At 40.6% G+C, this 26,841-nt stretch carries 14 protein-coding genes; 3 read left to right on the top strand and 11 right to left on the bottom strand.

Annotated elements, in window-relative coordinates:
* The 6 genes from N483_RS20920 to N483_RS20945 form a co-directional block, all read right to left on the bottom strand.
* On the bottom strand, positions 1-749 hold a 749-nt coding region (locus N483_RS20920), incomplete at its 3' end, for a transposase (RefSeq protein ID WP_063383385.1).
* A 268-nt stretch (positions 750-1,017) separates the two neighbouring features.
* Positions 1,018-1,872, bottom strand: coding sequence for a hypothetical protein (locus tag N483_RS20925; RefSeq protein WP_023397751.1), 855 nt, complete (start codon positions 1,870-1,872; stop codon positions 1,018-1,020).
* A complete protein-coding gene (locus N483_RS20930) occupies positions 1,857-16,526 on the bottom strand; it encodes an RHS repeat-associated core domain-containing protein (protein WP_023397752.1) in 14,670 nt (4,889 codons plus the stop codon). The genes N483_RS20925 and N483_RS20930 overlap by 16 nt, the downstream gene beginning before the upstream one ends.
* Position 16,527: 1 nt before the next feature.
* Complete coding sequence (locus N483_RS20935; protein WP_155250713.1) at positions 16,528-17,934, bottom strand: hypothetical protein; 1,407 nt, start codon at positions 17,932-17,934, stop codon at positions 16,528-16,530.
* Between the two features lie 1,143 nt (positions 17,935-19,077).
* Positions 19,078-19,524 carry a hypothetical protein gene (locus tag N483_RS20940; protein ID WP_023397754.1) on the bottom strand — a complete coding sequence of 149 codons (447 nt, stop codon included), beginning with the start codon at positions 19,522-19,524 and terminating at the stop codon, positions 19,078-19,080.
* Between the two features lie 343 nt (positions 19,525-19,867).
* A complete protein-coding gene (locus tag N483_RS20945; protein ID WP_023397755.1) occupies positions 19,868-20,656 on the bottom strand; it encodes a helix-turn-helix transcriptional regulator in 789 nt (262 codons plus the stop codon).
* 101 nt (positions 20,657-20,757) lie between these two features.
* Here N483_RS20945 and N483_RS20950 point away from each other — a divergent pair, with 101 nt between their 5' ends.
* A complete protein-coding gene (locus N483_RS20950; RefSeq protein WP_023397756.1) occupies positions 20,758-21,129 on the top strand; it encodes a DUF3224 domain-containing protein in 372 nt (123 codons plus the stop codon).
* Positions 21,130-21,309: 180 nt separating this feature from the next.
* Here the strand turns inward: N483_RS20950 and N483_RS20955 are convergent, their stop codons facing one another.
* Together N483_RS20955 and N483_RS20960 are read right to left on the bottom strand one after the other, a co-directional pair.
* Positions 21,310-21,849 (bottom strand): DM9 repeat-containing protein, encoded by a 540-nt coding sequence (locus tag N483_RS20955; protein ID WP_023397757.1) that lies wholly within the window; start codon positions 21,847-21,849, stop codon positions 21,310-21,312.
* A 26-nt stretch (positions 21,850-21,875) separates the two neighbouring features.
* Entirely contained in the window at positions 21,876-22,424 is a 549-nt protein-coding gene (locus N483_RS20960) for a DM9 repeat-containing protein (protein WP_023397758.1), read from the bottom strand.
* A 326-nt stretch (positions 22,425-22,750) separates the two neighbouring features.
* Here N483_RS20960 and N483_RS20965 point away from each other — a divergent pair, with 326 nt between their 5' ends.
* Together N483_RS20965 and N483_RS20970 are read left to right on the top strand one after the other, a co-directional pair.
* A complete protein-coding gene (locus N483_RS20965) occupies positions 22,751-23,782 on the top strand; it encodes a helix-turn-helix domain-containing protein (RefSeq protein ID WP_023397759.1) in 1,032 nt (343 codons plus the stop codon).
* A gap of 257 nt (positions 23,783-24,039) precedes the next feature.
* Positions 24,040-25,392 (top strand): M24 family metallopeptidase, encoded by a 1,353-nt coding sequence (locus N483_RS20970; RefSeq protein WP_023397760.1) that lies wholly within the window; start codon positions 24,040-24,042, stop codon positions 25,390-25,392.
* Positions 25,393-25,465: 73 nt separating this feature from the next.
* Here N483_RS20970 and N483_RS20975 read toward each other — a convergent pair whose 3' ends face one another.
* From N483_RS20975 to N483_RS20985, 3 genes are read right to left on the bottom strand one after another with little or no spacing between them, the layout of a single operon-like run.
* A complete protein-coding gene (locus N483_RS20975; RefSeq protein ID WP_023397761.1) occupies positions 25,466-26,155 on the bottom strand; it encodes a DUF6058 family natural product biosynthesis protein in 690 nt (229 codons plus the stop codon).
* Entirely contained in the window at positions 26,142-26,474 is a 333-nt protein-coding gene (locus N483_RS20980; RefSeq protein WP_023397762.1) for an antibiotic biosynthesis monooxygenase family protein, read from the bottom strand. Before N483_RS20980 ends, N483_RS20975 begins: the two co-directional genes overlap by 14 nt.
* Positions 26,475-26,807, bottom strand: coding sequence for an NIPSNAP family protein (locus tag N483_RS20985; protein ID WP_023397763.1), 333 nt, complete (start codon positions 26,805-26,807; stop codon positions 26,475-26,477). It lies immediately after the preceding gene.
* Between the last annotated feature and the right edge of the window lie 34 nt (positions 26,808-26,841).

Below are 26,841 nucleotides of genomic sequence, written 5' to 3' on the forward strand. Positions count from 1 at the left end.
TATTTAAATTCAAACGGTAACCCCTTTGGCATGTGCTTTCGTGGGTTGCCTGCAAATCGCATGAGTGACTTTGGCTGTTTACCTACTTTTGCTGTCTCAATACGCTTTTTAATGCTGGTGTGGTCTGACTCTTCTGGCGTCTCTGCCATTTTTGCTCTGACTGGATTTAAATCAACATACGCTAAACATGCTGCCAACGCGGCTTCATCTAACAAAGCTTGTGATTTAAAACGCCCTTCCCAAAAACGGCCTGTGCAGCCATCTTCTTTATTGGCTTTACGTGCGATATCTTCATTGAGTGTGCGCATAAACCAGCTTATATCAGCTAGTCTCGTTCGGTATTTGTCTATTAACTCTGACAGTAAACAACGCTCTGAGTTGGTCAGTGGCTCGCCATTGATAAACTTATGAGTCAACCAAGTCCCTTTAAACTGTTTATGCCAACGAATTAGAATGGCTTTATCGTTTAGTCGTTTCGCTTTTTTATCATCTAGTCGTTTCGCTTTTTTATCATCAACATACAAAACAATATGCGTATGGTTACTCATCACGGCATAGGCACATACATCGATACAAAACACTTTAGCAAGTTGCAATAGCTTCTCTTCAACCCACCCCCTTCTGTGTTCATAAGACTTGCCAGTGGACTTATCCTCTCCACACAAATATGCGCGCCTTACGCATCGTGATATGCAGTGATAGTACTTGGTGTCTACCAAGCTAACTTGCCTTTTGCGTGCGATTGCCATAAATAAAGCCGCCTAAACTTTAACCTTGATTAAAGCATAGGCGCCTTTTGAATTTATGTAAAAATATAAATGGGTGTCATGTTTATTTTTTACTGACTTACCTGTTCCTATCAAGCGATATATACATCTGTATATCACACTCCCTGCGGACCACGAGGTCGATGGATACGACCACGCTGGTCAAACCGATGTGACCAAAAAATCGGAGACATATGACCAGAAACAGAAAAGCCCCGGCGGGTGCCTGGGGCTTTAGATTGGGTGTCTTTTATATTTCCCTATCAACTGAATTTTTAATTATAATAAACAAAGATAAATGAATATATAACATGTATGGTAGATTACCTTTATCTTCAAGCAATTCATATGGCAACCCAAAAGGATTAACAAGAGGGCTTAAAAAGCACCACAAGGGTGTAAAAAGTCGTTTATAGCTTTGTATATCCCCTTTATTACACCAAGCAGGAAGCAATGCAATAAAACTTTCTATTTTATAGCTATCAGACTGTTTTCTAGTCACAAAACCAAATGTTATCTTTAAGTCATTTTCAATATCCAAAGAAAGGAAAAGCTGATTATTTGATGACATTTTTTGATCATAATAAAACCCTTTTAGCGAGTCAACATTACTAACAAAACTCTTAGCTAGAGCCTTAAGCCCCTTTATATCTTTATAAGCTTCATTCTGATGAAAGAATGACTTTGCTTCCTCCTCAAACTTTAAGATATAATGAGAATAAACAGAGCTTCTCCACTCTTGGAAACCTTTAAAGTCCTGCCTTGACCAGAGCTTAAAGTACAAATCAACTTCATTCGATGCAAGGTCATTAATATTTCCTGACTCATCAAACTTTTCCCTACACTGAGAGAGTAGTGAATCAAGGTAGTCAGACTTGTATTCACCCTTACCAATTTCTACTTTGGAGGCTTCCGACAATTGCATATAATAATCATTCCATTTGACAGAAACATTATTACTTACCAACTTGAGTTTCACTTGTTCTTCAAGTTCATTTATCGCACAAATACCAAGAGATTCCAATTCATCCCTAAAATTTTGCTTATTCTTTAAAAGTGAAATCAGAAGAACATTGAAAGATTCCTCACTTAAAAAACAGGACATGCATTAACCTCTTTATTTTGATGGCCCAATATAGTCGACTTAGCTGTTTGATCAATTGCATAATAATACGCAAGCGCTTGTTCATTTGTTAACTTTGTAACATCATACAAAACCAACCCATTCGTATATGGGTACAACCCAATATGATAAGCAGCACCATCAAAAAACATTATATTTGCATCAAAGTACTCACCTACTAAATCTATACTATTTCCGATTTTTAATCCGCTAGCGTCTGCATAGCCATTGATTTGTGAAACAGCTTTATTATAAGCCGTTCCTCCCCCATAAGACATTGGCTTAATCTCCCATACCTGAGAAGTTCTTGGGTCAACAATATCAGGCCTACCTCCCCCAAAAAATGAGCGAGCGAAGCCAGCTCCTTCTACCGAGTATCCCATTTGATTAAACTGCCTATTTACATGAGAGTGGACAGCCGTGCCAAAGTTCATAGCTTTTACAGGTCTAGCACCATGATACCAATCGGGATCAACATACAACCCCCAAGTATCCGAAGATTGAATTGGATTTCCTAGCACATACCCATATGTATTCACCCCACCGGCCAAACCAATAGGATCAGACTGGATATAACGCCCAAGACTCGGATCATAATCTCTAAAATAATTGTAACTGTAGCCAGATTCAACATCATGATATTGGCCTGGGAATCCAAAGCCTTGCTCTGCCACCGTGACTTTGTAGCTTTGCCCAAATGGCAGTGTATTACTTCGCCATGTTAATTTACCAGAGATATCAGTTTGCACCATCGGTGACCCTAAATGATCATTGTGCACGTAGTCAACCACATGAGAACTGCCCATATACCTGATACTCGCAACACGTTGCTTGTTCAAATATATGTATTCTACAAGTGGCTCTCCCTGCGCATTGGATTCCGCTATGAGTAAATTATTTTGATCAAAGTGGTAATGTGTCGTGGTTTTCTCACCGTTGGAAGCAGTCTGAACCTTAGCAACTCGCTGCCCTTTTGCGTTGTATACATACTGTACTTGTGAACCATCTCTAAAAGTAATTTCACTTAACCGATTTGCTGCGTTATAAACAAGTGACTTGCCATTCAAGGTATCCACCGTTGTCTGGCCATTAACATTGTACTCAAACACCCGTTCAGGTTTGCTAATCGGCAAAACTTGCTCAAGTTGATTACTGTTGAGTGCATATTGGTAACTTTCGTCTTCCAGCAACTCACTGTATTTTGACAACCATCTGCGATTAAGCCTATTACCAACTTGGTCATAATCGTAGCTCAGTTGGCCATATTCACCTGAAGCAAAAGTTAACCTGCCCTGATTATCGTATTCAAAATACTCAGAAAGGACATCATCTTTAACATTAAGAATGTTGGTAATTTGGTTTGCTTCGTCATATACATAATGGCGATTTAGCAAGGTATTTAATCCGTTTTTAAGTAGGATCTCTTCCATTCGCCCATCTGTATCATAAGTGTTTTGCTGCATAATACCGTTTCCATAAGAGATCAATTCAGGCTCCGAAAACGGAAGGTAGTCTACATTTTCAACCAAGGTGGTTGTGTTGCCTGCAAGTGAATTACTAAAGAGTGTATTGACCCGTCCAGCCTCATCATAGCCATAGCTAACAACCATACCACTTGGATAAACCTGAGAATCTAACAGCCCATTATCTTTATAGTTAAAGCCTTGGCTATATTGTCTGCCTTCGATTTGGTAGGTTTTCGAAGTTAGATAGCCTTGTCCGTTGTACTGGTATTGGCTATCGCCACTGTTATCGAGAATGCGTGTTACTTTTCCTATTGCACCCGATACCGCTGGAGGCTGCGCGCTATCGAAAAGCTGCTCATCATACTGATAAAATATATCTTCATTAGCAGCACCAACAAAGTGGACATGAGTGACCCGTCCAATTGCATCATATTCATAGCTAACCACCTGTCCTGAGTTGTCAACTTTTTCGATGACTAAGCCCGCAGCGTTATGTTTATAGACAGTAGTGCCCGTATCTGGGCTCACTTGCCTAACTTTCTCACCAAACCCATTATATTGGTATTCGGTTGTTAAACCTCGTTGATCCGTGAAATGAGTGAGCTGATCTTCAAGATCATAGGTTTGATAAAAAATTCCACCATCTGCATCTGTTATTTGGACTAACCTATTTAAAGCATCAAACGCGTGCTGTGTCGTGTTACCTAAACCATTTGTTGTTGCTGTCACTTGCCCATTTCCATTGTACTGATAGGAAACTTGGGAGTTCACTCCAACTGATGTAATTAATTGGCTCAGTTCATTGAACTGTTGTCGCTGTTGCTTTACTAGCTCACCACTGTGACTAAACACATTCGTCTTAATTGGGTTGCCTTCAAGGTCTCTGACATATTCAACCTTTTCACCTAGGTGATTGCCAATGGTTTTGACTCGATAAGCTTCATCATAGGTATATGTTGTTGCACCGCCGTTAGGATATACAATACGCTTGACCAGGCCTTGCTCTAGATTGTCACCACTATTGGCATACTCATAGAATGTGGTAGCTTTTACAACTTTGGCATCAACAGATGTAACTTTTGTTTTGCTACTGACCCAGCCACTCTCGTTATAAGTAAGCTCAGTCATAGAACCATTCGCGTGAGTAATTACTAAAGGACGCCCGGATGGATTGTGTTTAGTCACTTCAGTTTTATGTCCTAGGGCATTCGTTACTGAAATCTGGTTACCCAACTCATCATATTCGTACGTCGTAACGTCAGCAACATCCGTACGCGGTCCATCGACTTCAACAACTAAACCTCTTGAGTTGTAATCATAGTGAGTCGTACGACTCGGAAATACTTCCATCAGATTTTGCAACCAGCTTTGCTCTGCAGTCAAATCGAATGTTGTATGACTCAACAGTAAACCTGAATCCGAATATTCAAACACTTGCTTAGCTTTCTCTGTTTGGATTAATTTCTTTATCGGGTACAAATCATGCCATTCCGTTAAAGTCGTTCGTTCAATATCTATCCCTAACGCTTCCGTCCTGCTGATCTCCAAATCTCTGTCATTGTACGAATATGTGGTTACTACGCCGTTCCAGTCTGTACTTTTTATGACATTTCCACGGCTATCATATTCATATTGCTGATTAGTAGACAGACAACTGGTACCACCATCTCCAGCTACATTTAATGGCTGATTACTCTCATTGAATGTATAGGTCGTTTTAAAACCTAGCGAGTTTGTAACAATACTCTGGTTGTTGGGCAAAAACCTGATGTTTACTTTCTCAATGTCACTGCCTAACGCGCTGGAAACAGCTCTTCCATTATCATCATATCTCACTCTATGAAGAATATTCCCTTTTTCATTACTTATATGAGTAATGGCAGATCTATACTCATAGTTTCCGTAATGATATTTTTTGTAGCCACGTTCGCCATCCCGGCTGGCTGGTCGCAACGCTTTTACTAACGTTCGATTAGCCAAGTTGTACTCATATTCAAACGTACCTTCAGGTGTTTCTAACTTAGTCAGTAAACCTGCAAGATTATATTCTAGGTGGACTTCTACACCCATACTGTCTGTTACTGAAGTCAACATACCTTTGTTGTTGTACTTCAAAAACTGTTGATACAAGCCTACCTCGTGAACTTCAATCAAAAGCCCATGTTCATTAAAGATCTCTGTTGTTCCGTCAGCTAACGTTAATACCCAACCGCGATCGATTTGCTGTAAATGCTCTGAGCTATTTGCTGTATTCTCATAAGAATCATGTTTGCTATTTTTGCGACTAAAGGTTCGCTCTCTCTTATTTAAACCCAAGTACCTAACAAGCTGCTTATTGCCTTTGATGAACTCAAGCTTTCTGTCAAAATTATGGCTCCAACCTATTCCCAGGCTAGATTTAGTCTTAGAGTAACTAAAGTAATATCGCTCGAACTTAAGTCGGCTATTTCCTGCCGCTTGATAGTCTCGCATAGTGAAGTACTTTTCACCTGTGGAAATATTAATCGGATTAGCAGAACAAACAGAGCCGGTTCTTCCATTGCTGTTGCCCTTCGAACCTTGAGCTCTCCAATCCGCCCTTAACGCCGCAGAAAAAGCAGCATTAAACGCGCCATTGGCAAACTTTCCGCCGGTCACTTTTGAAACTGTACCTCCAACAATAGCACCGACTAAAACCTGACCAACTGGATTCCGAATTCCTCTACCAACTCCACCTGCGGCAGCGCCTAATCCTGCGGAAAAGAAGCCATGACCAAAATTTCCCCCCATTAGCTTAGAAGTCGCACCACCAATCATTGCACTAGCAGCAATCGCTCCAATACCTTCTCCACCTGGCATGGCAGCAGCTGAGAAGCCTGCCAATAAGCCTTTATTCAGGCTGCCTGTAACAGCAAATGTCGAAGCCGCACTGTAAGCTGCCGAGCACCAAGCCTGACACCCTAGAATAAAGTTTAACCCTATATTAATCATACTATTAAGCCAAGATACTTGGCTAATTGACCGAAGTAACTGCCAAGTTCCAGTTGCCTTCATCGCTCCTTTTAATAACTTCTTAAACCAATACCCACTCGGATCTGTATAACTCAACGGATTATTCAACACATAACTGTATCGGTTATAGTTCTGCAAATTACTCGGCGCTTGCACAAATGGATCCGCCTGCATAAACCTACCAGTATCTACATCGTAGATCCGACCATTCATATGAATGATGCGGCTGTCATCACCTATTTTTACCGGTTCATGACCCGTGTAGCCTCTAAAGTTATCTGACACCACGTCAAATATTCTTTGCGCACTGGTAAAGTTGAGCGCATCTGTTTCATTTATCGCACCATGTGACTTTTGCGCTCCAAATACATCGTATGAATACCGGGCTAGTAACTCGTAATTTCTGTTCGTCACCGCAATTATTGACCCTTGGTGGTCCGTAAACATCCATTGCAGCGCACTGTTACCGTTCATAAAGTACTTTTGTTGAGCGTCGTTGCCAATGTAGCGTTTGACAAAAGCAGTGTCGCCACCTTCTGTCGAGCGAACCGTCAGCTCTAGTGCACCCACGTAGTATATGGTTTGGTTGTCATCCTCACGCTTGTAACGGCGGTTATTCACATCATAATTAAAGCGCACCAATTTGCCATTTACATTCAATTTGGCTGCTTTATTTCTGCCCGTATATGCAACGCTACGATATAACGCATTGTCTATATAAAGATTAGTCTGATTGCCATTTTTATCATAGCTGAATCGCTCTATTACTGTTCGCTCATCCACACTTTGGACATTTGGCTGGCCATCAGATTCGCGATCACCCGGTGGGCCGATATCAATAGGTGGCTCTACATCTATTGGCGGAATTATAATGGGGTTCACATTGCCACAACTATCTTCTATGTTGGCTGTGTTATATTGGCGGCTGGTAATGGCATGTTGTGGCGCTTCTCCTTCCCCATACGTTTGGGACCATTGACGGTAAACCCGATTACATACGCCATTGCTCTGCGTATAAGCTGTAAAGTCTGCCTTTTCAATTAAATTGCCACTGGCACTATAGCCAAACACTTTTTTACTCTGGATATGTGTCACCCGATTGAGCAAGTCATACTCATAGCTCTGCTCAGGCAGCATTAATTGCGCACGGCTTAGTAAATTACCAAGGCCATCAAAGTGATAAGAATCTGCTTGAATATAACTATAGTCTGTACTCGAAATAGTTTTCACCATGCCTTTACGGTCGTATGACACTGACATGAGCACATCGCCTTTTTTATAACCAGTCACTTGTCCACGGCTATTAAGGGTTTGAACCTTATAATAGCGTTGGCCATACTGGCCTTCACGCGCTTCATGCTTGGCGATAACTAGGCCATTCTTATAGGTGTTTCTAATACCCCTTGCATCAATAAACTGGCCACTTTCAAGTCTACGATAATCATCGAATTGTAAGCTCACCCGGCCAAATTCATCATAAGCAAATTGTTGGATCACACACAGAGAAGAAAGTGGGTCTGTTAAGTCTACTTTTTGGGTTTGCTTGTTACTCGTATCCTTCTTGATACGTAAATCATTTAAACGTGGATTAAACACGACTTCGCCGTCGCACTGTTGCGTTTCCAAGGCTGTCAATGTTGCAGCTGTGCGGCCAAAAGTATCGTAATAGTAATACTGTGACCATTCATCACCCTGTGTAGCAGACTGCAACTGATGCACGTTATGCTCTTGGTCACCAAAGAGCCAAGTGCTTTCACCTTCATAAACGATGTCATTTTGCTCAATGTAGGCTGACTCGGTCGCTTCTCTACTCGCTGCTGTATTACTGGGTGCGCTCTGCCACTGCCTTACTTTTCTTCCTAATAGGTCATAGCGTGAATTCGTAGCCACACCTCGTGCATCGGTTTGCTTTGTTAATTCGCCAAAGGCATTGTATTCATATGTCCAGTTGCCGCTATTTATATCCGAAACAGCGATCTTACGACCCAATAAATCATATGTCTGGTTGAGTAAAACAGCATCACCATCTGCCGATGAGCGCACGCTCAGTTGATTGCCTCGACTATCATAAGTGTATTTAAGCGTGTTCCCCATAGGATCAGTAACAGAATCAACTTGACCCAATACATTGTTCACGGTTACGGTTGTTTGCCTTCCTGTAGAGACACCCAAGCCACTCAGTTCGACTGTTTGAGTCAACTCATTTTGATAATACGTCGTTGTCACATAACTATCATGATCTGTCATTGACTGAACTCGATCAAACGCATCGTATCGGGTGCTCACACCTGCACTACCTGGTTGTTTTTGCTTCACCGCTCTGCCGTAGCGATCATATTCAACCTTTGTGTCTAACCAAGTACCAAGCACAGTCAAGGTACTGGTTTTGTATACCCGCCCTAACCTATCTAGGAACTGCTTTTCTACCAGCTCACCATTGACTATTTTGTTTGACTGGACGACACAAATATCACTGTCATAGCAGGTTGATAAATAGCGGTAGCTCTGTGCACCTGACGCACTATATGTACCAACCTTTCCTCCAAATACGTCGTAAAGCGTTTTAATTACCACGCCATCTACTGTCTTAACTGTTGTAGCCTGTCCAAAAGCATTTCGATCTATTACTTCACTCCCCTTAGTCCATAAATCTTTCTTATCCTTATTCACTTTTTGCTTGGTGGTAAGACGATACCTGCCTTCTGATGTATATGTAGTTTCAGTTTCTCTGGTTTTTCTGTCGTCCCCTTCACAACCAGAATTTGTCGTCATTGTGCTTACTTGATTGCCGCGCGAATCATATTTATAGTGCGTTGTCAGCTCTAACTCACAACCCATACCTTGTGCAATGATCTCATTTTCAAGCATATATGCATTGTCGTGGTTCGCCTCGTAATAAGTAAAATTGGTCTTCAGAGTATGGTCACTCCCAACAGCAGAATGGGTTACTGTCGATTGTGACAGACGACCTAGTTTTTTATCGTTATCACTTTGACCATATACGTTACTTGTAAAAACACTAGATATAGATGAATTGATATCCAAGCTATCTATATCTTGCCAAGTTTGATGATTAGAGTAATCTGAGTTTAAACGCGAAGGGCTGCCAGATAATCGATTCACTCGAATTGTAGTTACGTTACCAAAGGTATCTTGTGTTGTCTCTGTGCTCGAGCACTGGTTAGCACCAATATCCGGACTCATATTTAAATTGAGTATGCTGTTACACTCTTTCGCAATCTGATTGTAAACATGGTAGGCAGTACCCGAGCTATAATTGCTAGGTTGTATGGCATAAGTGTTGACCGCACTGCTGATCACTGTGCCATCATATGCTTTGATAGTTCTGGCCGGCATGCCCGTTAACGGAAATGCTTGGTGATAACGTGTCGTCGTGGTAAATCTATGTCCGCTTTTCACGTGCGTAGTGGTTAATGATTTAAAACCTAACATACCGCGACCACCAAATTGCACTTGCGCACCTTCATAAGAGTACGCTATAGAGCTTGTGAGTGTGTCATTTGCAGAGCTAGGGCTGTCAGTCTCCACTGCTGCAACCAATGCCATTGCCCCGCCATTGATAGAGGAAACTTTTAAACCCTGATGCTCAAAAGCGCTATAATCCTGCTTATCTTCTGCAAAATCAGACTGTTCATTCGCTGAAGAAAACGGTTTGTACACACTCTCATCAGACATTAATGCGTAGCGTATGCGGGTTTTATTTCCATACCCTTGAGTAACCTTTGATAGTGTTCCTTCATATGGTGACTGCTCCAAATTGTATTTCACCAATACACGGTTACCGGTTTTGAACAACAAGTCAGGCACGCCATCTTGGTTGTAATCGCTAAAGAAAGCATAATCGCCTTGCTCGAAGTGCACATCTGGCGTATTAAAAGTATTTTGCCAGTGAGCCTTTACAAATTTTTCTTCATCTTGTTGCCATACGAACTGGGTCCAGAAAGAAGAGTTAGAAGCGGAAAGCTCTGTTGGGAAGTAGAGCTCAATTTGGCCATCTTTATTGACATCCATGACCAATGGGGCAATTTTACTACTGATCTTGCCATCATGTTCAGGCAGTGTTTTCGCCCAAGCGAAGTGCTTATCCTCAAACCAAATTCGTTCACTTGACTTGTTTAGCGCAACTCTCCACCCCTTTAGATTATCGCTACTTAATTCCGTTTTTAAATAGATAAAATCAACCAACCCATCACCATTGACATCGGCTGGAGTCAGATGCTCTATATCCTTAGCCGTACCTTGGCTGAAAATACCCGAGTCAAACGGGTTTAAAAAGCCAGTATGTGACAACCCTTGATTTAGATGAATATAAATGTGGCTCGCTTTATCTTCATCACAATTGGCGTTAGAGCAAGACAGTGAAATGATGTCTGCCAATCCATCAAAGTTAGCATCCATGGCATACCACTGTTTATTTTTTTTGGCCAATTGAAACTGGTGATCTGAAAGGTTTGAATATACCTTATTGGGCAGTAAAAACTCGTCTGCGTTTGGGTCAAACAAAGCGACGAAAATGTCATTGTTATCACTGAACTCCCCATGCCATTTATTAATTCTTGGCAGTGTCACTTCTTTTTGTTGGAAGATAAGATCAGCATAGCCATCCCCATTAAAATCAGCAAACTGACTATTTTTAACAAATGGCCCATAGCTGTCTGACAATGGCAACGACGTTAAATCGATACTACTTGTATTTACGGTTGCACTGGTCCAATAATCGTCATTGGCTGTCTGACTACCGTTGTAGCTGCTCTGCAGGCTGATCCACAATGACTGTTTGCCATCTCCATTGGCATCCACCACTTGCACATTGACCGACTCTGCATTGTCAAAACGATAAATATCCCGACACGCGACTCTGTTAGGCTCTTCAAATGTACTACCTTCCCAGAAACACAATGCGTAACGTTTGTCTCCAATCTTTTCAAGTGTTGCCACTTCTGCTGTACCGTCGCCTTGGGTATCAATTAAGGTCATCGCAGCCAGTTTATTGCTACCAGCTGTTGAAAAAATCTCCGAGTGTGATTTGTAACTTAATTCATCCGCAAAAGGCGTGTAATCAAAATAAATCGGTCGCTTACAAACTTTATTGCGGCACTCAGCAACCTTATTCAGTAAACGTATACCTTTACTCTGCTCACTAAATGTGGGCGAATATTCACGCAACACAAATCCGTCGTGGTTTTTGACAATAATGTCATCTAGATAAGCCGCTTGTTCTATTTTAACGCCATCAATGTAACTCGAGTGGTATACATCAGTACGAGAATAAAGAAACTCGACGGTATTACCACTGTACTCTATTTTGCTTAATACCTTCTCGTTCTTTCCTAAAGAACCATCTCTTGTGTACACGTATTTGATTGACGTTGCGTCCTTTTGAAGGTTGTCCGTCGCCTTTTCAAGTAACCAAGTCAGCGTATGCTTTTGTTCATCTTCATCTGTAATACTCACTTCACTGTTGGCGGTGCCGCCAAAATATTTGTAAGAACCATCTTTGCCTCTTACGACAAACATGTTTGAGTCCGTTTCTGGGCTGGTGGTCAAAATGATAACTTGATGGCTTTTGATTTCGGTTTCAAAAGTAGCAAGGGTATCGAAACCTTCAATATACTCATTATCGTCACGCCTTATCAGACGCTGACCATCTAAGCAGTATCGATCTTCATCACTTAGGGTCAACCCTTTAAATTGACCATCATGCGCTTTAGTTTGGCGACACCGACTGATACTTGAGGCCGCATTTAAGCTCCACCCAAGTGCAATGTTTGTACGTGATGTCTGAGAATTATAGTCGAGACTGACTGACGGTTTTACCCCAGTAATGCCTGCCGGTAATTCAATGGGAATAGTGTAGGTCGCCGAACCAGACTCACTGACTCTGAAACTGCCCAGCGTTGGGGATAGGCGCGCATGCTCCAACAGCACCTCCATGCTAGGCGCATCGTTTTCTGCCTGCTCAAAGGGAATAGAAATACTCAGTGGCGCCGTTTGCGTGCTGTCGTATATTACTTCACTCACTTCATTAGAAAAGTTGTTGCTGCAGTGAAGTACTCTTGGGTTGTTTTTTAAGACGACGCGTACACATGCTTTTACTTTAAATCGATATTCCCCATTTTCATATTGCTTTGCCCAATAAGTGGTGTCTCCAAAAACGGGGCCATCTAATGCACTTTTTGCCGCAATGACTTCAGCACGATAGTAATTCTGATTATGCTTCGACACATACAATTCATACACTTCAGCCAATCCAGTTGAAGACACCGTAAGTTCAATGGTCTCAGTTCCTTGTTTTATGAGTGACAATGATGGAGCACTCAGGCCATCGCTCGGATCGACAGGATTCGTACCAAGTTCAATTTCCACTTGATTGCTCAGACCATCTGCATCAGAGTCATAGTCATAATCGCAGCTGTGTGATAGTAAACAAAAATCATAAAAGTAATACAGTAAGCTATACGCTGCCGTGTTGTACTGCTCTCTAGCGGCTCCTGCGCGCAATAACTCAACAAAGACTTCTGCACGAGTAGATCCATTTTGTAACCGCTCGACCCAATACGCCGGACTATTCCCTCCAAGTACGTCGTTACCAGTCAGTTCACCAATAAAGTATTTAAACAATGTGTTGATAAAATTAATATCATCAGTATTGGCCAATTCAGGGTTTGCATTTATAAGCGCACTGATGATCTCGTTGAATGAATAACCTATCTCATAAAGGTAAGCCAGCAAGCTGAGTTGCTCTTTGCTTGGGGAGCGCTGCAACAGTATCAGCATCGCTTTTGTCAATCCGACTACTTTTGTATGCTCTTGATTTGGTTGCCAGTGACTATTTTCCCATTCGTCAATGTGCTCTCTAAATGCGTCATACAATATACCTAGCTCTTGCCACTTTATGGCATTGGCAGAGAGCAGCCGCCTATCAATAACATGCAGCTCACCATCTGCAGTTTTGACGTAGATTTGCCCGCCAGCTGCAACATCGACTTGGTGATTGACTCCCGAAGGAAAATTATACTGCCACTGCACTTGACCAGACTCTTTATCTAGTGAATACAGACTGCTATCCATCGAGCCTACATACAAATTTCCGTCCTGATCTAACTGGGCGGGCGCCACGATGGGACCTTTAGATGTAAATAACCAGTCCTGCACTTTCCTCAGCGACCCGTTATGCTCATTAGGCCTATGTCGCAATTTGTAAAATTGATGATTTTCCGAGCCAAAATAAATATGATCGTTTATAGATACGCTTTCGACCAATGGCCGGGCAGTCACTTTGGCTGGTATATCAGCGCGGCCACTGTTGTGGGTTTCAGGTTCGAATAGCCACAACTTAGTCAATGTATTTCCGTGTGTACTGTAACCTGCGAGTCCTGTCTCTCTGCCGACATAGAGATAACCGTTGTCGCTAATGGTCATTTGACTATCTAGCAGATCAGGTTGCCCGTCAACATCTGTAGAATCAACAACATAGATACTCTCCAAAATCTTGCCATTTTTACTGACGCCATTGGAGACATACACGTTTAGTCCACCCGGTTGTAATCCGGTACATATTTTTTGGTCAGCCTTGGCTGTGACAACATGATTGCTAAAGCTGTTTTTTGTTATTTCAATCAGCTCCCCCGTTGCCCGGATCCTGACTGTTATTTTGCTGTCCCTGCCACCTAAAAACAAACCTGAAAAACTCAGGATCACTTCTTGGTCACAATTTGGCTTTAGCTTATCCAGTCCATCGATAGACCGTAATATTGGTGCCATATGTTCGATAGTTTTTTGTTGCCCTGCGGTACACAAATCCATCGCGTTACAAGCGACCAACTCATAAGTAACTCGCCCTTGTTCCAAAACTGACACAGGAAACTGCCTTGTAGTCAATTTTTCTGATTCGTAATTAGGGTTTTTGGTTTTATCACTTGGTAATCCTCGCCACGATATAACCTTGTAATAGCTGGTCACACCGTCACTGTTATCAGGCCATATTAGCGTGTACCGCCCTCCCATTTGCCTTGCTAGTTCATTGAATTTCGGGGGCATCGGATTTTGAATTGGGTGATCAATCTCAATGCTTTGCTCTTGTGTATCACCCTCAATTTTATGCGTGGGGTTTCTGTCATCGTAGTTAACCCCCGTCACTTTATAGGTCAAAAGTTGCCCATGCATTTGTGTAGATGTATAAAAAGTATCGGTTGTTGTAATTCCATTTACTTTTATTAGTCGAGTCTGGTGTGGGTTAGTACTGTCTCCTAAGTAGGCATTGACAATGAATTCTTTTGTATGATTGTAATCACTAACTGAAAGCTCATACCCGTTTTCAATTGCATTGATTTGAAGTTTTGGCCTGGTGGGTTTAGCTGGCGTTGGGTATTTAACCAAAATGTCATCTAATTTCTTTGTGATTGAGCTGCCTGTATTGTCCGTGAGTGTCAGCATTATTGCGTGATCTCCTGCTGACATTGCTTGCCAAGAGATGCTGACCTCTTGTGCTTCTTGCTCCGAGCTTGCTTGCGGTAAAGAAATATCCATGGATGGAGAAGTCGACACTGCTTGGCTCTCATTACTACTGGTGAGATGCAAAGCTGTTAATTTCTCGGATTGACTAGAAAAGGCAGCCACTTTAACTTTGGCCGTCACTACGTCACCAACCAAAAAAGCTTCCAGTGGATTATTCGGATCCTTAACAATCTTTGACGCCGCAAAATTAAACCTATCTCTAAAAACAAGTAAGTGATTTATCGCTGTTGACAAACCTAGGCCTTCTTTATCTTTTGCCTGCAACGAAATGTACCATTCGTTTGAATTGCTAATATCATAGTTTTCGGCAAGCTCTGCATAGGTGAAATCAGCCAAGCATTCCGTGTTTGCAGGCAAAGGGTCGGAGTATTGACACTTTTTAAGGAGTTTAGAGCACGCCGCAACCACTGGGGCTGATTGCCCTTTAGGGTTTAAACATATGTTAACGAGTTGCACTCCACTATCGTCACTGACGGTTGCTATTACATTGACGGGCTCATCTTTAAATACCGAATCAGGCAAAGCATTAAAGCGCGCATTGGGCGCATAATTAAAAATCACAGTTGCAGTACTAGACACAGCTTCATATGGCGCATCCTCATTTGGGCCATCCATGACACGCACAGTTATAGGAAAGCCACCATTATTTGAGCTTGGTGTTGCCGCTATAGGCAAATCGGTGCATGTAATTTCGCGCCTGGTGAGAGTACAGTTATTTGCCGACCTATAGCTTGAACCATTGATCGTAAAAGTGCTCAAAATCATTTGGTTATAGGTTTGACTATCTGCATCAGTGATCTTAAAAGATACCAGCGCATCTTCGCCAGGCTGTAGTTTGCGATTATTACTGATAATAATATCGGAAATAACCGGAGCTGAATTAGGCTCAATTATATTAAATGCGACCGTCTTAGACCGAGTATTATTGTATTTATCAGTGGCAATTGCGGTCCAAGAATGCCCACCTACTGGCAATGACCCTATAGAATAATTGATATTGCAATCGAGGCTGTGGGCTCCCCCACTGTGGCTGCATGTCTTCAATATGCGGTGATCTTTTTTAATGATTACATTTGTGAGATCACGACCAGAATCTCTTGCTGTGAATTTAACACTGAATGCTTCGTTCTTGAATTTATCATCATGTGATTTTTGAATGAAATAAGGTAGGGTCTTCTCTTTGTAGGTTACATCCATAGTGCAACTGTGTATGTGCTCGGCATAGTCACAATTGCGCTCTAGCTCTCGCTCACGACCAGCACTTGCGCAGTTTTTCGTAAAAGATACAACATCCACAGTTACTGTGTGCGTGCCAGTAGAAGGGAGATTTTTTAGCTCAATATAAGGCATGTAAGATTCATGACTCGTCAACTCAGCCCCACCTATCCAATTGGAACCTGAGTATGCAGTAGAGCCAACTTTGACCATGCCTATTCGGCTAAATCCGCGTTGATTCCTTTGTTCAGTAAATTCATCTCCTTCCATATTGGTCAGGCGGATATGAAGAGATTGACTAGAATTGTTTTCAAATGACAGATCTGTCGCATTTGTACATTTACCGGCAGTCGCAAAGGTTGAAACCCCTCCAATTGCTATGAGTGCAATAAACAAAAGTAATTTTTTAACCAGTATACTTTTCATTCTATAGTGCTCCTTTCCATAGAACCGTCATTGGTTTTAGTGCGTCCTGTTGACCAATTGCAAGTACGCCAAAACTTTGAAACTGTTGAGCATCCGATTTAGGGATTGCAACACCGAGAACCTCATTTTGCTCTTTTATCAATATTTGTGCGTCAAGCCCTGGGATCTTCTTTTTATTGAGAAATAACGAAGGGGTGCTGATGATGGGCTGAGTTAAATTATCCGCCAACGTGAAGCTTTGTGTTTTTGGTAACATGCTTTGCTGATCAAACACGCGGACGTCGCCATTGTAATAAAAAGCGTAAACTCCGCTGACTCTGCCGCCTCCTTCTGCTAAAGATTCCACAAACTTTGCTGTGTAATCGCCATCATTATTGATGATCAATGGGCTTGTTAGCAGTGCACTATGGTAATATTGAGAACAGGTCAAATTTTGCTTATCGAAAAGTCGAACTTTACAGACGCGTCCCATGCTTTGCGAGTTTGTCTCGTTGTAATACAGATAATTTTCAGTGATTTTTGGTGCACTATTGATAATGCCATCCAAAGTCAGCGACCATTCCTTTTGCCAAGAAACAGGCTTTCCTCTTATCTTATTTGCTCTGAAAAAATACAGCTCCCCATCATGGGTAGAAAAAACGAGGTGGTGCTCACTTTGCAATATCGTACGCTCCACTATATCCAGATTAAGATCAAGCAAAGGCTGAGTGTATTGGCTTTGACGCCCTTTTTTCAAAAATGGGTTTTCTCTTAATGTAGCGACATTGACATATGTCGATACCGATTCGCCATCAAAACCGGTTGCCGTCAAAGTAAAACGAGAGTCGCCTTGAATATTAAAAAGTTGAGAGCTTGCTCCTAAAGAAACAATTGATTTTGAGGTGTGTGAGCCATATTGTGAGTGCGTAATGACAGCACTGGTAGCTCCAGATAACTGCCAGCCAACCCGTACAGCACCTCCAGCAGGTACAACGCTTCCTTCTTCCGCATAAAATGCTTTAATTGCCAGCTCACCTGAAACATCAACATTGTCGATATCATTTGATGCGCATCCATACCTATGACAAGCAACAACTCTAAAGCTTCCTGAACCTCGATATCTATAAAAGCTTGTGGTTACATTCGAAGAGACAACCCGCCAATCACTGCCGTCAAACTTTAAGATCTTGTAGTATTCAGCCTGAGGCGAAGGTATCCAGGCAAGGCTTGTGTAGCCATTTTCTGCCTTACTAGACAACTTGATAACAGCATCTGGTTTAAGGTCAATCGGAGTAAAACGAGTTACGTTGCCAAGAAAAACAGGTGCATAGGCTTGCTCAAATTCTCCTTCAAAATTTGAATTTGCAAAATTGGAACATAAACTTACCAGTGAAACTATTAAATAAAATAACGCCTTCCTTTTAAACATACTTTTCATCATCCATATCCGTTGGTGGGTTAAATATCATGAGCTTACATACAAAAAACCATGTAAACACAAAATCAACCAAAGTAAATTTAAAGAAAAGACTAATTTAACAAATTAAAAACCTCAAGTGGACATTTAAAATAAATCCAAAACAGAAAAATAATACCCTAAAAAACTGGCGAAAAATAAACATATTAATAATGTGAAAAATAACACTCAAAAAAATAAGAGAAGAAATAAATGAGCGATTTTTCACCCTTAAAATCGTTGCAATTAAATAACGTACCCAAAAGAGGAAGTTGCGTTAAATTTAGAGCCCACTCATAAAGTAAATAGAACCCAAGCCTATTAGCTAACTATCATGGAAACAAAACATAGTCAAAACCAAGCTCACCACATAGCCTCTTCCCAAGATGGCTTTCCTATAACCTATAGACCCCAGGGATTTTTAACAACTCAGCCATTAGGTTTATGCTGCCAATTTTACTTTGCACACACGTTCCAGTAATAATTCAAAACGCTCGCTACGGCGAAATTTTATTAAGGTAAGTTTGGAAATATAAAACGAAGAGATTGGACAAAACCAGTTTAAAAAAAACAACAAAACACTTAATTAACAGCTACAAAAAACCCTAAAATATAAACAACAATAAATAAACAACTTTTCATGAGCACCTTTTTCAACCGCCGTAAAAACCAACACAATTAAAAAACATTAAATTAAACACGGACGTTAAAAACATTTAAACAACAACATTAAGAACAAGAACATGAATATAAAGAAATATTAATTCAATAAAAACCACAACAAGTTAAAATAGCACACCTTTAAATTCCGGCTAATAAAAATGGAAAATTATCACAATAAGCTGAAATTTACACCACAAAACCATCAAGGCATATACCATATAAACCAGGTTTTCAAATAAATTTTACGCTTTCACCTAAATTCATGTTTATATGCAATCAGACACACTGAGTCTGTCAGGCAAATAATTAGTCCAAATATGTGATGAGCACTTCCTCTACTCGGTAACATAAACTACACAAACGCCATAACCAATCATCTATATATTTATATAAAAAGTGGAAGTTCAACGTACTAAGTATGCAAGCACTAGACTGATTGGAAGTTTGTTTTGATTACTTCCAATACTCGATTATTTTTGACACTTTGTGACCCTTAAATTCGAATACCGATAAGTGCTTTACAATTTCACCTTCATATATTTCTTGCCTTTCTACGGATATGGCATTGTGCCCGGCAATCATCGCGGTAACCTTATACCTGTCATCTTTGCGCTGGTAATCACCTGCCTTAAGGAATTTAACATAATTACTATAAAGGTGCTGACGTGTATATGTTCCACCATATACTTCATGGATATACACAAAGTCTTCCGTGTAATGAGAAAACAGTGTGTCGACATCACTGATCTGTGAGCCCGACATCAAGATTTTATTTTGTAGTCCATTAATCAAGTTGACCGCTTTTTTTAATTCACTCGGCGTCAAGCTCACTGATTCAATGGCTTTGACGGATGAAAAGAAAGAACTTAATAAAATTAGTAACGCGTATGCTATCTTCATTTTGCTTCCTAACCTCTATTATTATGTGAAAAAAGCTAAACTAACGAATCGATTTCTTGTGCTAAGTAACATCAACTTTGACTGTCACATAGTTTGTGTTTGATAAAACAATACACCAAAAGTTTTTGGCAAAGATATAGACGAGCAAATTTGTCAGCCAAAAATCATAAAAACAACAAAATAAGTTTATTAATCATAATATTAGAATTGTAATTTTGATTCGTAAAAACCTGATTTGAGTTCAGAATTAGATAGCCTTGCTTTAACCAACTCACTTTTTCACTAACTTCGATGTGACATTTAACACGAGTACATGTACATACACATCGAACTACGTGTGCTGTCACGTCATGTACTTACCTGGCGTCGTTCCAATGATTTCTTTGAAATCACGGATCAGATGAGATTGATCGGTATATTCGAGCAGCGCAACAACGTCTTGAATATTAGCTTCTTTATTTTCTAGTACTTGCAACACATGGTGTAAGCGGTATTTTCTAATCAACCATTTCGGGCTCAAACCTATATATTTACCAAAAAGACGTTGAATAGAACGCTTTGAGAGATCTGCCTTGGCAGACAACTCTTCCACAGAAAATATAGTCCCGTCATTCTTAATTAGATTAAATATTTCAATTACTTGGGCTTGTGAGCGAGAGACAGGACTTCCATAATCACGCAGAAATGTATGTAATGCATCAACTATATCGGCATCACTGTGCATGAAGAACAGAGTCTGTAACTCTTTTTCAATTCCAGCACGAAACACTTCAGTCAATGTGCATTCTCTATCTAGATAATAATCAGGAGCGTTTTTAAGCAGTGGAGTAAGCATGCCAATATTAAACTTTGTGCCAATTACCCGTCCCTTACCACGCATTGTATATGTATATACTTTACTGACAGGCCCTAGCACCTTGATCCCGCCCTTCTCGATAACCAAGTGAAAATTTGGGTCCGGTAGGTTTTGCTGTATGTGTGTTGCGGTACTACACAAATCCCAGTCAACTATCCAAAACTGCTCTATTAAATCAGCTAAATATGGCTCAGGAAAGTACCTTCGCAAATCATAATTTTGCTTACTCGTTATGTGGTGTAAAACACCAGAAACTGCATTTGTATTTTCTTTCAATGGCTACTTTCCTTGTTAGAGGTTGGCGCGTTTATACAATATCAATTGTATAAAAACATGATAGTGTACGGGAAGTTTCACAATTAAGAAGAGATAAACTCATGGCGATCACAGGCACTTTTCAAATTAGTAATTGGCAAGAAAGCGTAACCACCAGCATGGAAAACAACTGCAAAATTAGCAATGCCGTCGTAGATCAAAGCTATAGCGGGGATATAATCGGTACTAGTCAGATACACTATCAACTTTACTACAATAGCGAAGGCAACGCGCGGTTTACAGGCTATGAAGTGCTCACTCTAACGGAAGACCAAAGTAAAAAGATCATTTTGCAACACGCAGGTAAATTCGAAGGCGGATCAGCATCAGCTCAGCTCGATGTTATTGATTGTAATTTTGACGATAACCTCATTGGTAAAACAGGTAACTTCATTTCCAAAGAAGGTGGTAAAGCAGATTATAGAATCGGCTAGCGATTAAACTGCACTCCGGTTGAGATACATACCTGTTCTCTCCTGATAGTACTTTTCGCTATTGAATAAAAACATGCTTAGCTCATCAATATCATTCAGAAATAGGCCATAAACAACATGGCCTAGGCAGCTGACTAAATTAAACACAAACATCAATATAAATTAGATCACTTACCGACTTTAGCGAGCGACAAATACAGATAGAGTCACCGTTGGGTCATTAACGCTTCTAAAATGTGTTCCCCAAATTCCATAGTAACAGCCATTTCTACTAGGATTGTATTTTCCCAAGAGATCAATTCTGTCGGCCTGAGATTGAATCCGACAATGATAAACTGGATTACCCTCATCATATGAACCTGGAGTGATGCCTTTTTTCATAATGTCGCTTTTGTTATATGGAGTCAGAAGCTTAAAGTACCCTTGCCCCTCGCGTAACAGGAAAAATTCAGAATTGCTGTACTCTCTTCCCTTCCATTCTACATAGCATTTTTTACCTACCAACTTACCAGGAACACGGCGTTCTGTTGTATCAGTACACAGTCCCATTTCTTTATTTACATTTGACTCAAAGCCACTAATGGTTTCGTGGTAAGGATCTAAAAAGTAACCGTCATCCCAAGATGTTGCATACACATACTTGCCTTTTACCGCAGCCGACGATTCATAAGATAAACACAATAAACAAACCAAAAGTGTTAGGGGTTTGACTAATTTCATTTGATTATTCCTTTAGTTAAATTGTTTTAGTATCCACGGCTACTGGTAAGTACGGAAAGCGTTACAGAGTTGTCATGCATACTTTTGTAGTTACCCCCTTCAAAACCATAGTAACAACCATTTCTGCTCGGTATATACTTACCTAGGAATACTTCCCCTGTGCCAGATATCTCTATTTTGCAATGATACACAGGATACCCTTCGTCAATTGTGCCGGGTGTCACACCAGTCTGAATAATCCTATCTTCAGATGCTCTTGTGAGCCTAGTAAATTGCATATAACCCGTGTCTCGAAGTACATAAAAATAATTGTTTGCATATTCTTGTCCAGCCCACTCCACGTAACACACGTTACCAACTAATTTACCTGGCACTTTTCTTGGTGATGTATCAGTGCAGACAGGTGAGAATTTTCTTTGCCCATATTCATATGAATATATCCAAACATACCTGCTCTCATCGATATACTTTAATTGCCACGAACTGGTTTTTAAGTACTCCCCTTGTACCGCTGCACTCGATGTGAATGAGGTGATCAAGGCGACTAAACCGATCAACATTGAACTAGGTTTCATGATTTCTCCTTATCTGTTTCTAAAAGTTTATTCGCTACAAGTAGACTCCTGTAGACGACATCAACCCTAGCGTCTCGCCTTGATAGGTGTAACAAATTCGTTAAAGTTATAAATTAAATAAAAATATCCATTAATAACATAACGTTATCACTAGTCATTCTAATTAGATTGAAGGAGCACCGCTTTTGAAATGTAAGTAAATGCAATTGCAGTACCTTTATGTACGGGTTACAACTTGGATTTAGCTATGACAACGCGCAAGGGCTGGTTACATTTATTTACCAATTTGATATCATTTCATTTCCATTAAGGCTAAGGAGAAGGGTTTGATTGCAGAAGCACTGAAAGCAATATACATAGTCACCACAGCTTTTATGCTGTTTGTAACGGTCGCGCTCTTTTTTATTCAGGGGACGATAAATTTAGGCCAAAAGGTCGCCCTTTGTATCTTCTGGTTGCTCGTCAGCACACCATTAATTGAGTACATTGGCATTGCGTTTAATTACATGCCGTATCCATTTATTGCGTTTACGCATTCATCCGTATTGTTCATTGGCCCAGCAATCTTCTACTATTACCGAATTTATTCACGCCATAAAATCGACTACGCAGTAGCAGTATTGCATATTCTTCCGTTCTTGATTTTTTATACCACTAGACTTGCAAACAGAGATTATATTCCCGATATTGCTGCTTTTATTTACTTCGCCCATATCGCTTTTTATCAAATTGTACTTGTTAAAATAGCATGGTTTAAAAAAGCTTCTGAAGCACATTGCCAATCCCCGTGCATGTTAGTGTCGTTCAAACCACTAGTGGCGTTTTTTTTAATTCTCTCATCCGCGTACGCTAGCCAAATAGCGATGTACCAACTTGGTGTTAGCTATCTGAGGTTAATTTGGGATATCACCAATACATTCACTTTTATTTATGTACTGTTGTTATCCAAAGGGTTTATTAAAGTAATAAAGTCAATGCAGAGTAAACCTCAGCGGCACTTGGAACTTACGAATGAAATCGCCAAAACCTACATCACTACACTGAAAGCATTGTTTGATAGAGAGCAAATTCATTTAAATAATGAACTCTCTCTCACTGATTTGGCCAATAAGCTATCGCTTTCAAAAAATCAGACATCTGAACTACTAAACGAACATCTAAACATAGGGTTTTACGCTTTAGTTAATAAATATAGGGTAGAAACAGCTGCCAACCTTATCAAAGCGGCTCCGGATCAAGTGTTGATGTCACAACTATACTTAGAGTCCGGCTTTAATAATAAAAATACATTTTATAAGGAGTTTAAAAAAGCTTTTAGTTTATCTCCCGGCGCATTTCGCGACAAATGCAGTAAATGATGAGCTTTGTAATACACAAATAAAAGGCACTATCACACAAAAGCATTCAATTCGCCTACTAATGCGCTCAAACGAGTTTAAATTTTTTAGCAATTAATGAATGTTTTTCCGCCGCCTGTAGCATATTGATTGCTGAGATTGTCACGGTGAAATATGATGAACAATATCTTACTAAAAAATAAACACGTCAATTTACAACCCATTCAGACCTGATGGCAGTAAATTACCCTATAAACTAAATAAAAAGTAGGACAATCATGTATAAATTATTTGGGCTACTGGTGGCCTTATGTAGCTTAAGCTCTGAGCTTGAAGCTCGAGAGTTTGAGCAAGGCCGCCAAATTACCGAAATGCCAGCGGTACTTACCTTTAAAGAACGTGTCAAACCGATCAATAATATGGTTTCAGATCGACTCGATAACCTCCTGCCTAAACTAATGCAAGAAGCTGACTTAGACATGTGGTTAGTGATAAACAGAGAGTACGGTGAAGACAAACTATTTTATACACTGGTTCCGCAACCGACCTTTGCCGCAAGACGCACAACCTTACTGGTATTTTCCAAAAATCCAGATGGCAGTGTTGAACGCTTTAGTGTTAGCCGCTACCCAATTGGTGAACTCTATCCAACAGTTTGGAAAGGCGGTAGTAAAGAGCAACAATGGCAAAGGCTAGCTGAAGTCATTACAAAACGTGATCCTAAGCGCATTGGGATAAACATAAGTGAAAACTGGGCACTCGCGGATGGTTTGAGCGTTGGACTACACAAGCAACTTCGCAAGTCTTTACCTAAAAAATATCAAAATCGTTTAGTCAGCGCTGAAAACCTAGTGCTCCGTTGGCTGGAGACAAGAAGCGAAAAAGAGCTCAATGTGTACCCTCAAGCGGTGACCATTGCTAGACGTGTTATTGCTGAAGCCTTTTCCAATAAAGTCATTACACCGGGTGTTACAACGACTACTGAGGTTGAATGGTATTTAAGAGAACGTTTCGAAGCGCTGCAATTGCGCCCTTGGTTTCAACCTTATGTCAACATTCAGCGTCGTGGTGACGATCCAGCAAAGGATGAAGTCTTTATGGGTAAATACAACCGTGTAATTTTACCTGGCGACATTATTCATACAGATGTAGGGATCTGTTATCTCAGTCTCTGTACTGACACGCAAGAAATGGGCTATGTATTAAAAATAAATGAAACAGACGTTCCCGCAGGATTGCAACAAGCAATGGCCATTGGTAATCAATGGCAAGACATTTTAACTAGCAACTTTAAATCTGGTTTAACTGGCAATCGAATCTTGGCCAACACGATAAAACAAAGTGAAGCCGCCAATATCATTAGTAGCACCTATACCCACCCTCTGGGGTTTGTTGGTCATGCTTCAGGCCCTACTATAGGAATGTGGGATAACCAGGGGCCAACGCCCATTCAAGGTGACTGGAAGCTTTTTCCAAATACCGTCTATGCCATTGAAGGCAATATCAAAACTCAGCTACCTGAGTGGGACAATCAGTGGATACAGATCAAATTAGAGCAAGATGCAGTATTCGATGGTAAAAAAGTATGGTATCTCGCTGGCAGACAAACACAGTGGCATATCATCAGGTAACGCCTTATGAGAAACCTGTTAAACATGCAAATGTCTAACAGGTTACTTTGAAGGCGTTGTAATAAGCGCAGCTTTACGTAACTTTTTCAGTTCCATTTGCGCTTATGTAACCCATAGACATAAGCTCTTTAATTAGACGATATAACGTGCCCTTCTCCTGCTCGTGAGGTGCAAGAACAGAACTCGCAGATCTTAAATGTTTTAGCGAGATCTGCACTAAGTGACTGTTATTTTCTGAATATACACCAGTGCTTATGATTTGGCTGATAATTTGAACAGCCAACTCTTTGATTAAAATTTCTCGCGGCATGCCTGTTTTTGTACAAGCGCCATATGTACCAGCTAAAAAGTGATGCCACTGAGTTGCAATGAAATTATCAAAGTTTGCATTAAACTGTGTGTCTAGACTCCAAAACTCCTCCGCTAACAGCGCCTCTTTCACAATATAAAATTGCTCCGAAAACGTTGTAAACGCAACTTTCTCTTCTTTGAACAAGTGACACTGTTTGAGCCAATTCGTATACGCTTTCGGATAAAACTCTATCTGTTCTCGTTCTTCGAATTTGCCAAAATATGAGGTACTCGCTAGCGTTACATCAAGCTTATAGGCTGGTAATGGCATCATTTTTCGAGATTGAAAGTTTCGAAGTTGCATGGCAGATGTATCGCTGCTGTGTAAAAGCTGGTTCTGAGTGTAAAAGTTCCCACTTAAGTAGGTGAATAGCGCCATGCTAAAACCACCTTTCTCATTATTCAGTTCCATATTCGCCTCTTTGTCTCCCACCCATTCCGTAATCTCTGGACACATGAGCAACACGTAGACGAAAATCTTCAAACAACTCTGTTTTGCCTTTTTCCTGCGCCTGTTTGTGTTCTAATTGCTCACGCCACCGCAAAATTGCTTGTTCATCTTGCCAAAAAGACAATGACAAGAAATAGCATGGATTCGAAACACTAATGAAGCGCTCAATAGAGATAAAACCTGGTTGCTTAGTTAACAGGGTTTTTAAACTCGCTGCGATATCTAGGTAAGTGTCTTTCCCCTGTGGTTTCAAAGTGACTTCAAAAATAACTGCTATCATTTATAAAACCTCTGAAAACTTGAGAGTTTCAACTACGCCGTTTAAAAAGTAGCGCTTTTCATGCAAAATGAATTTCTCTTGCTGCGCAAATTCCAAGTTTGCTTGGGCTTGCATGTCTGCTTTTAGCCGAATACGGTAAGCTTCATAATCGGCAAGACTACTAAAAGCAATCAGCCCGTAGGCACGTTTATTGTCACCTTCATACGGCGTAAAATATCCAATTAGCTCACCGCCTAGTCGCGGAATAATCGCGCCCCAATTTCTGGCATATTGGTTAAACTGTACCAACTTCGTTGGATCAAGTTCATATTCGATAAAACATGTCATGTACATTTGATTTGCTTCCTTTTTTGTTTTGAGGCAGTCT

Source organism: Pseudoalteromonas luteoviolacea NCIMB 1944 (assembly GCF_001625565.1).
Lineage (GTDB): Bacteria > Pseudomonadota > Gammaproteobacteria > Enterobacterales > Alteromonadaceae > Pseudoalteromonas > Pseudoalteromonas luteoviolacea_F.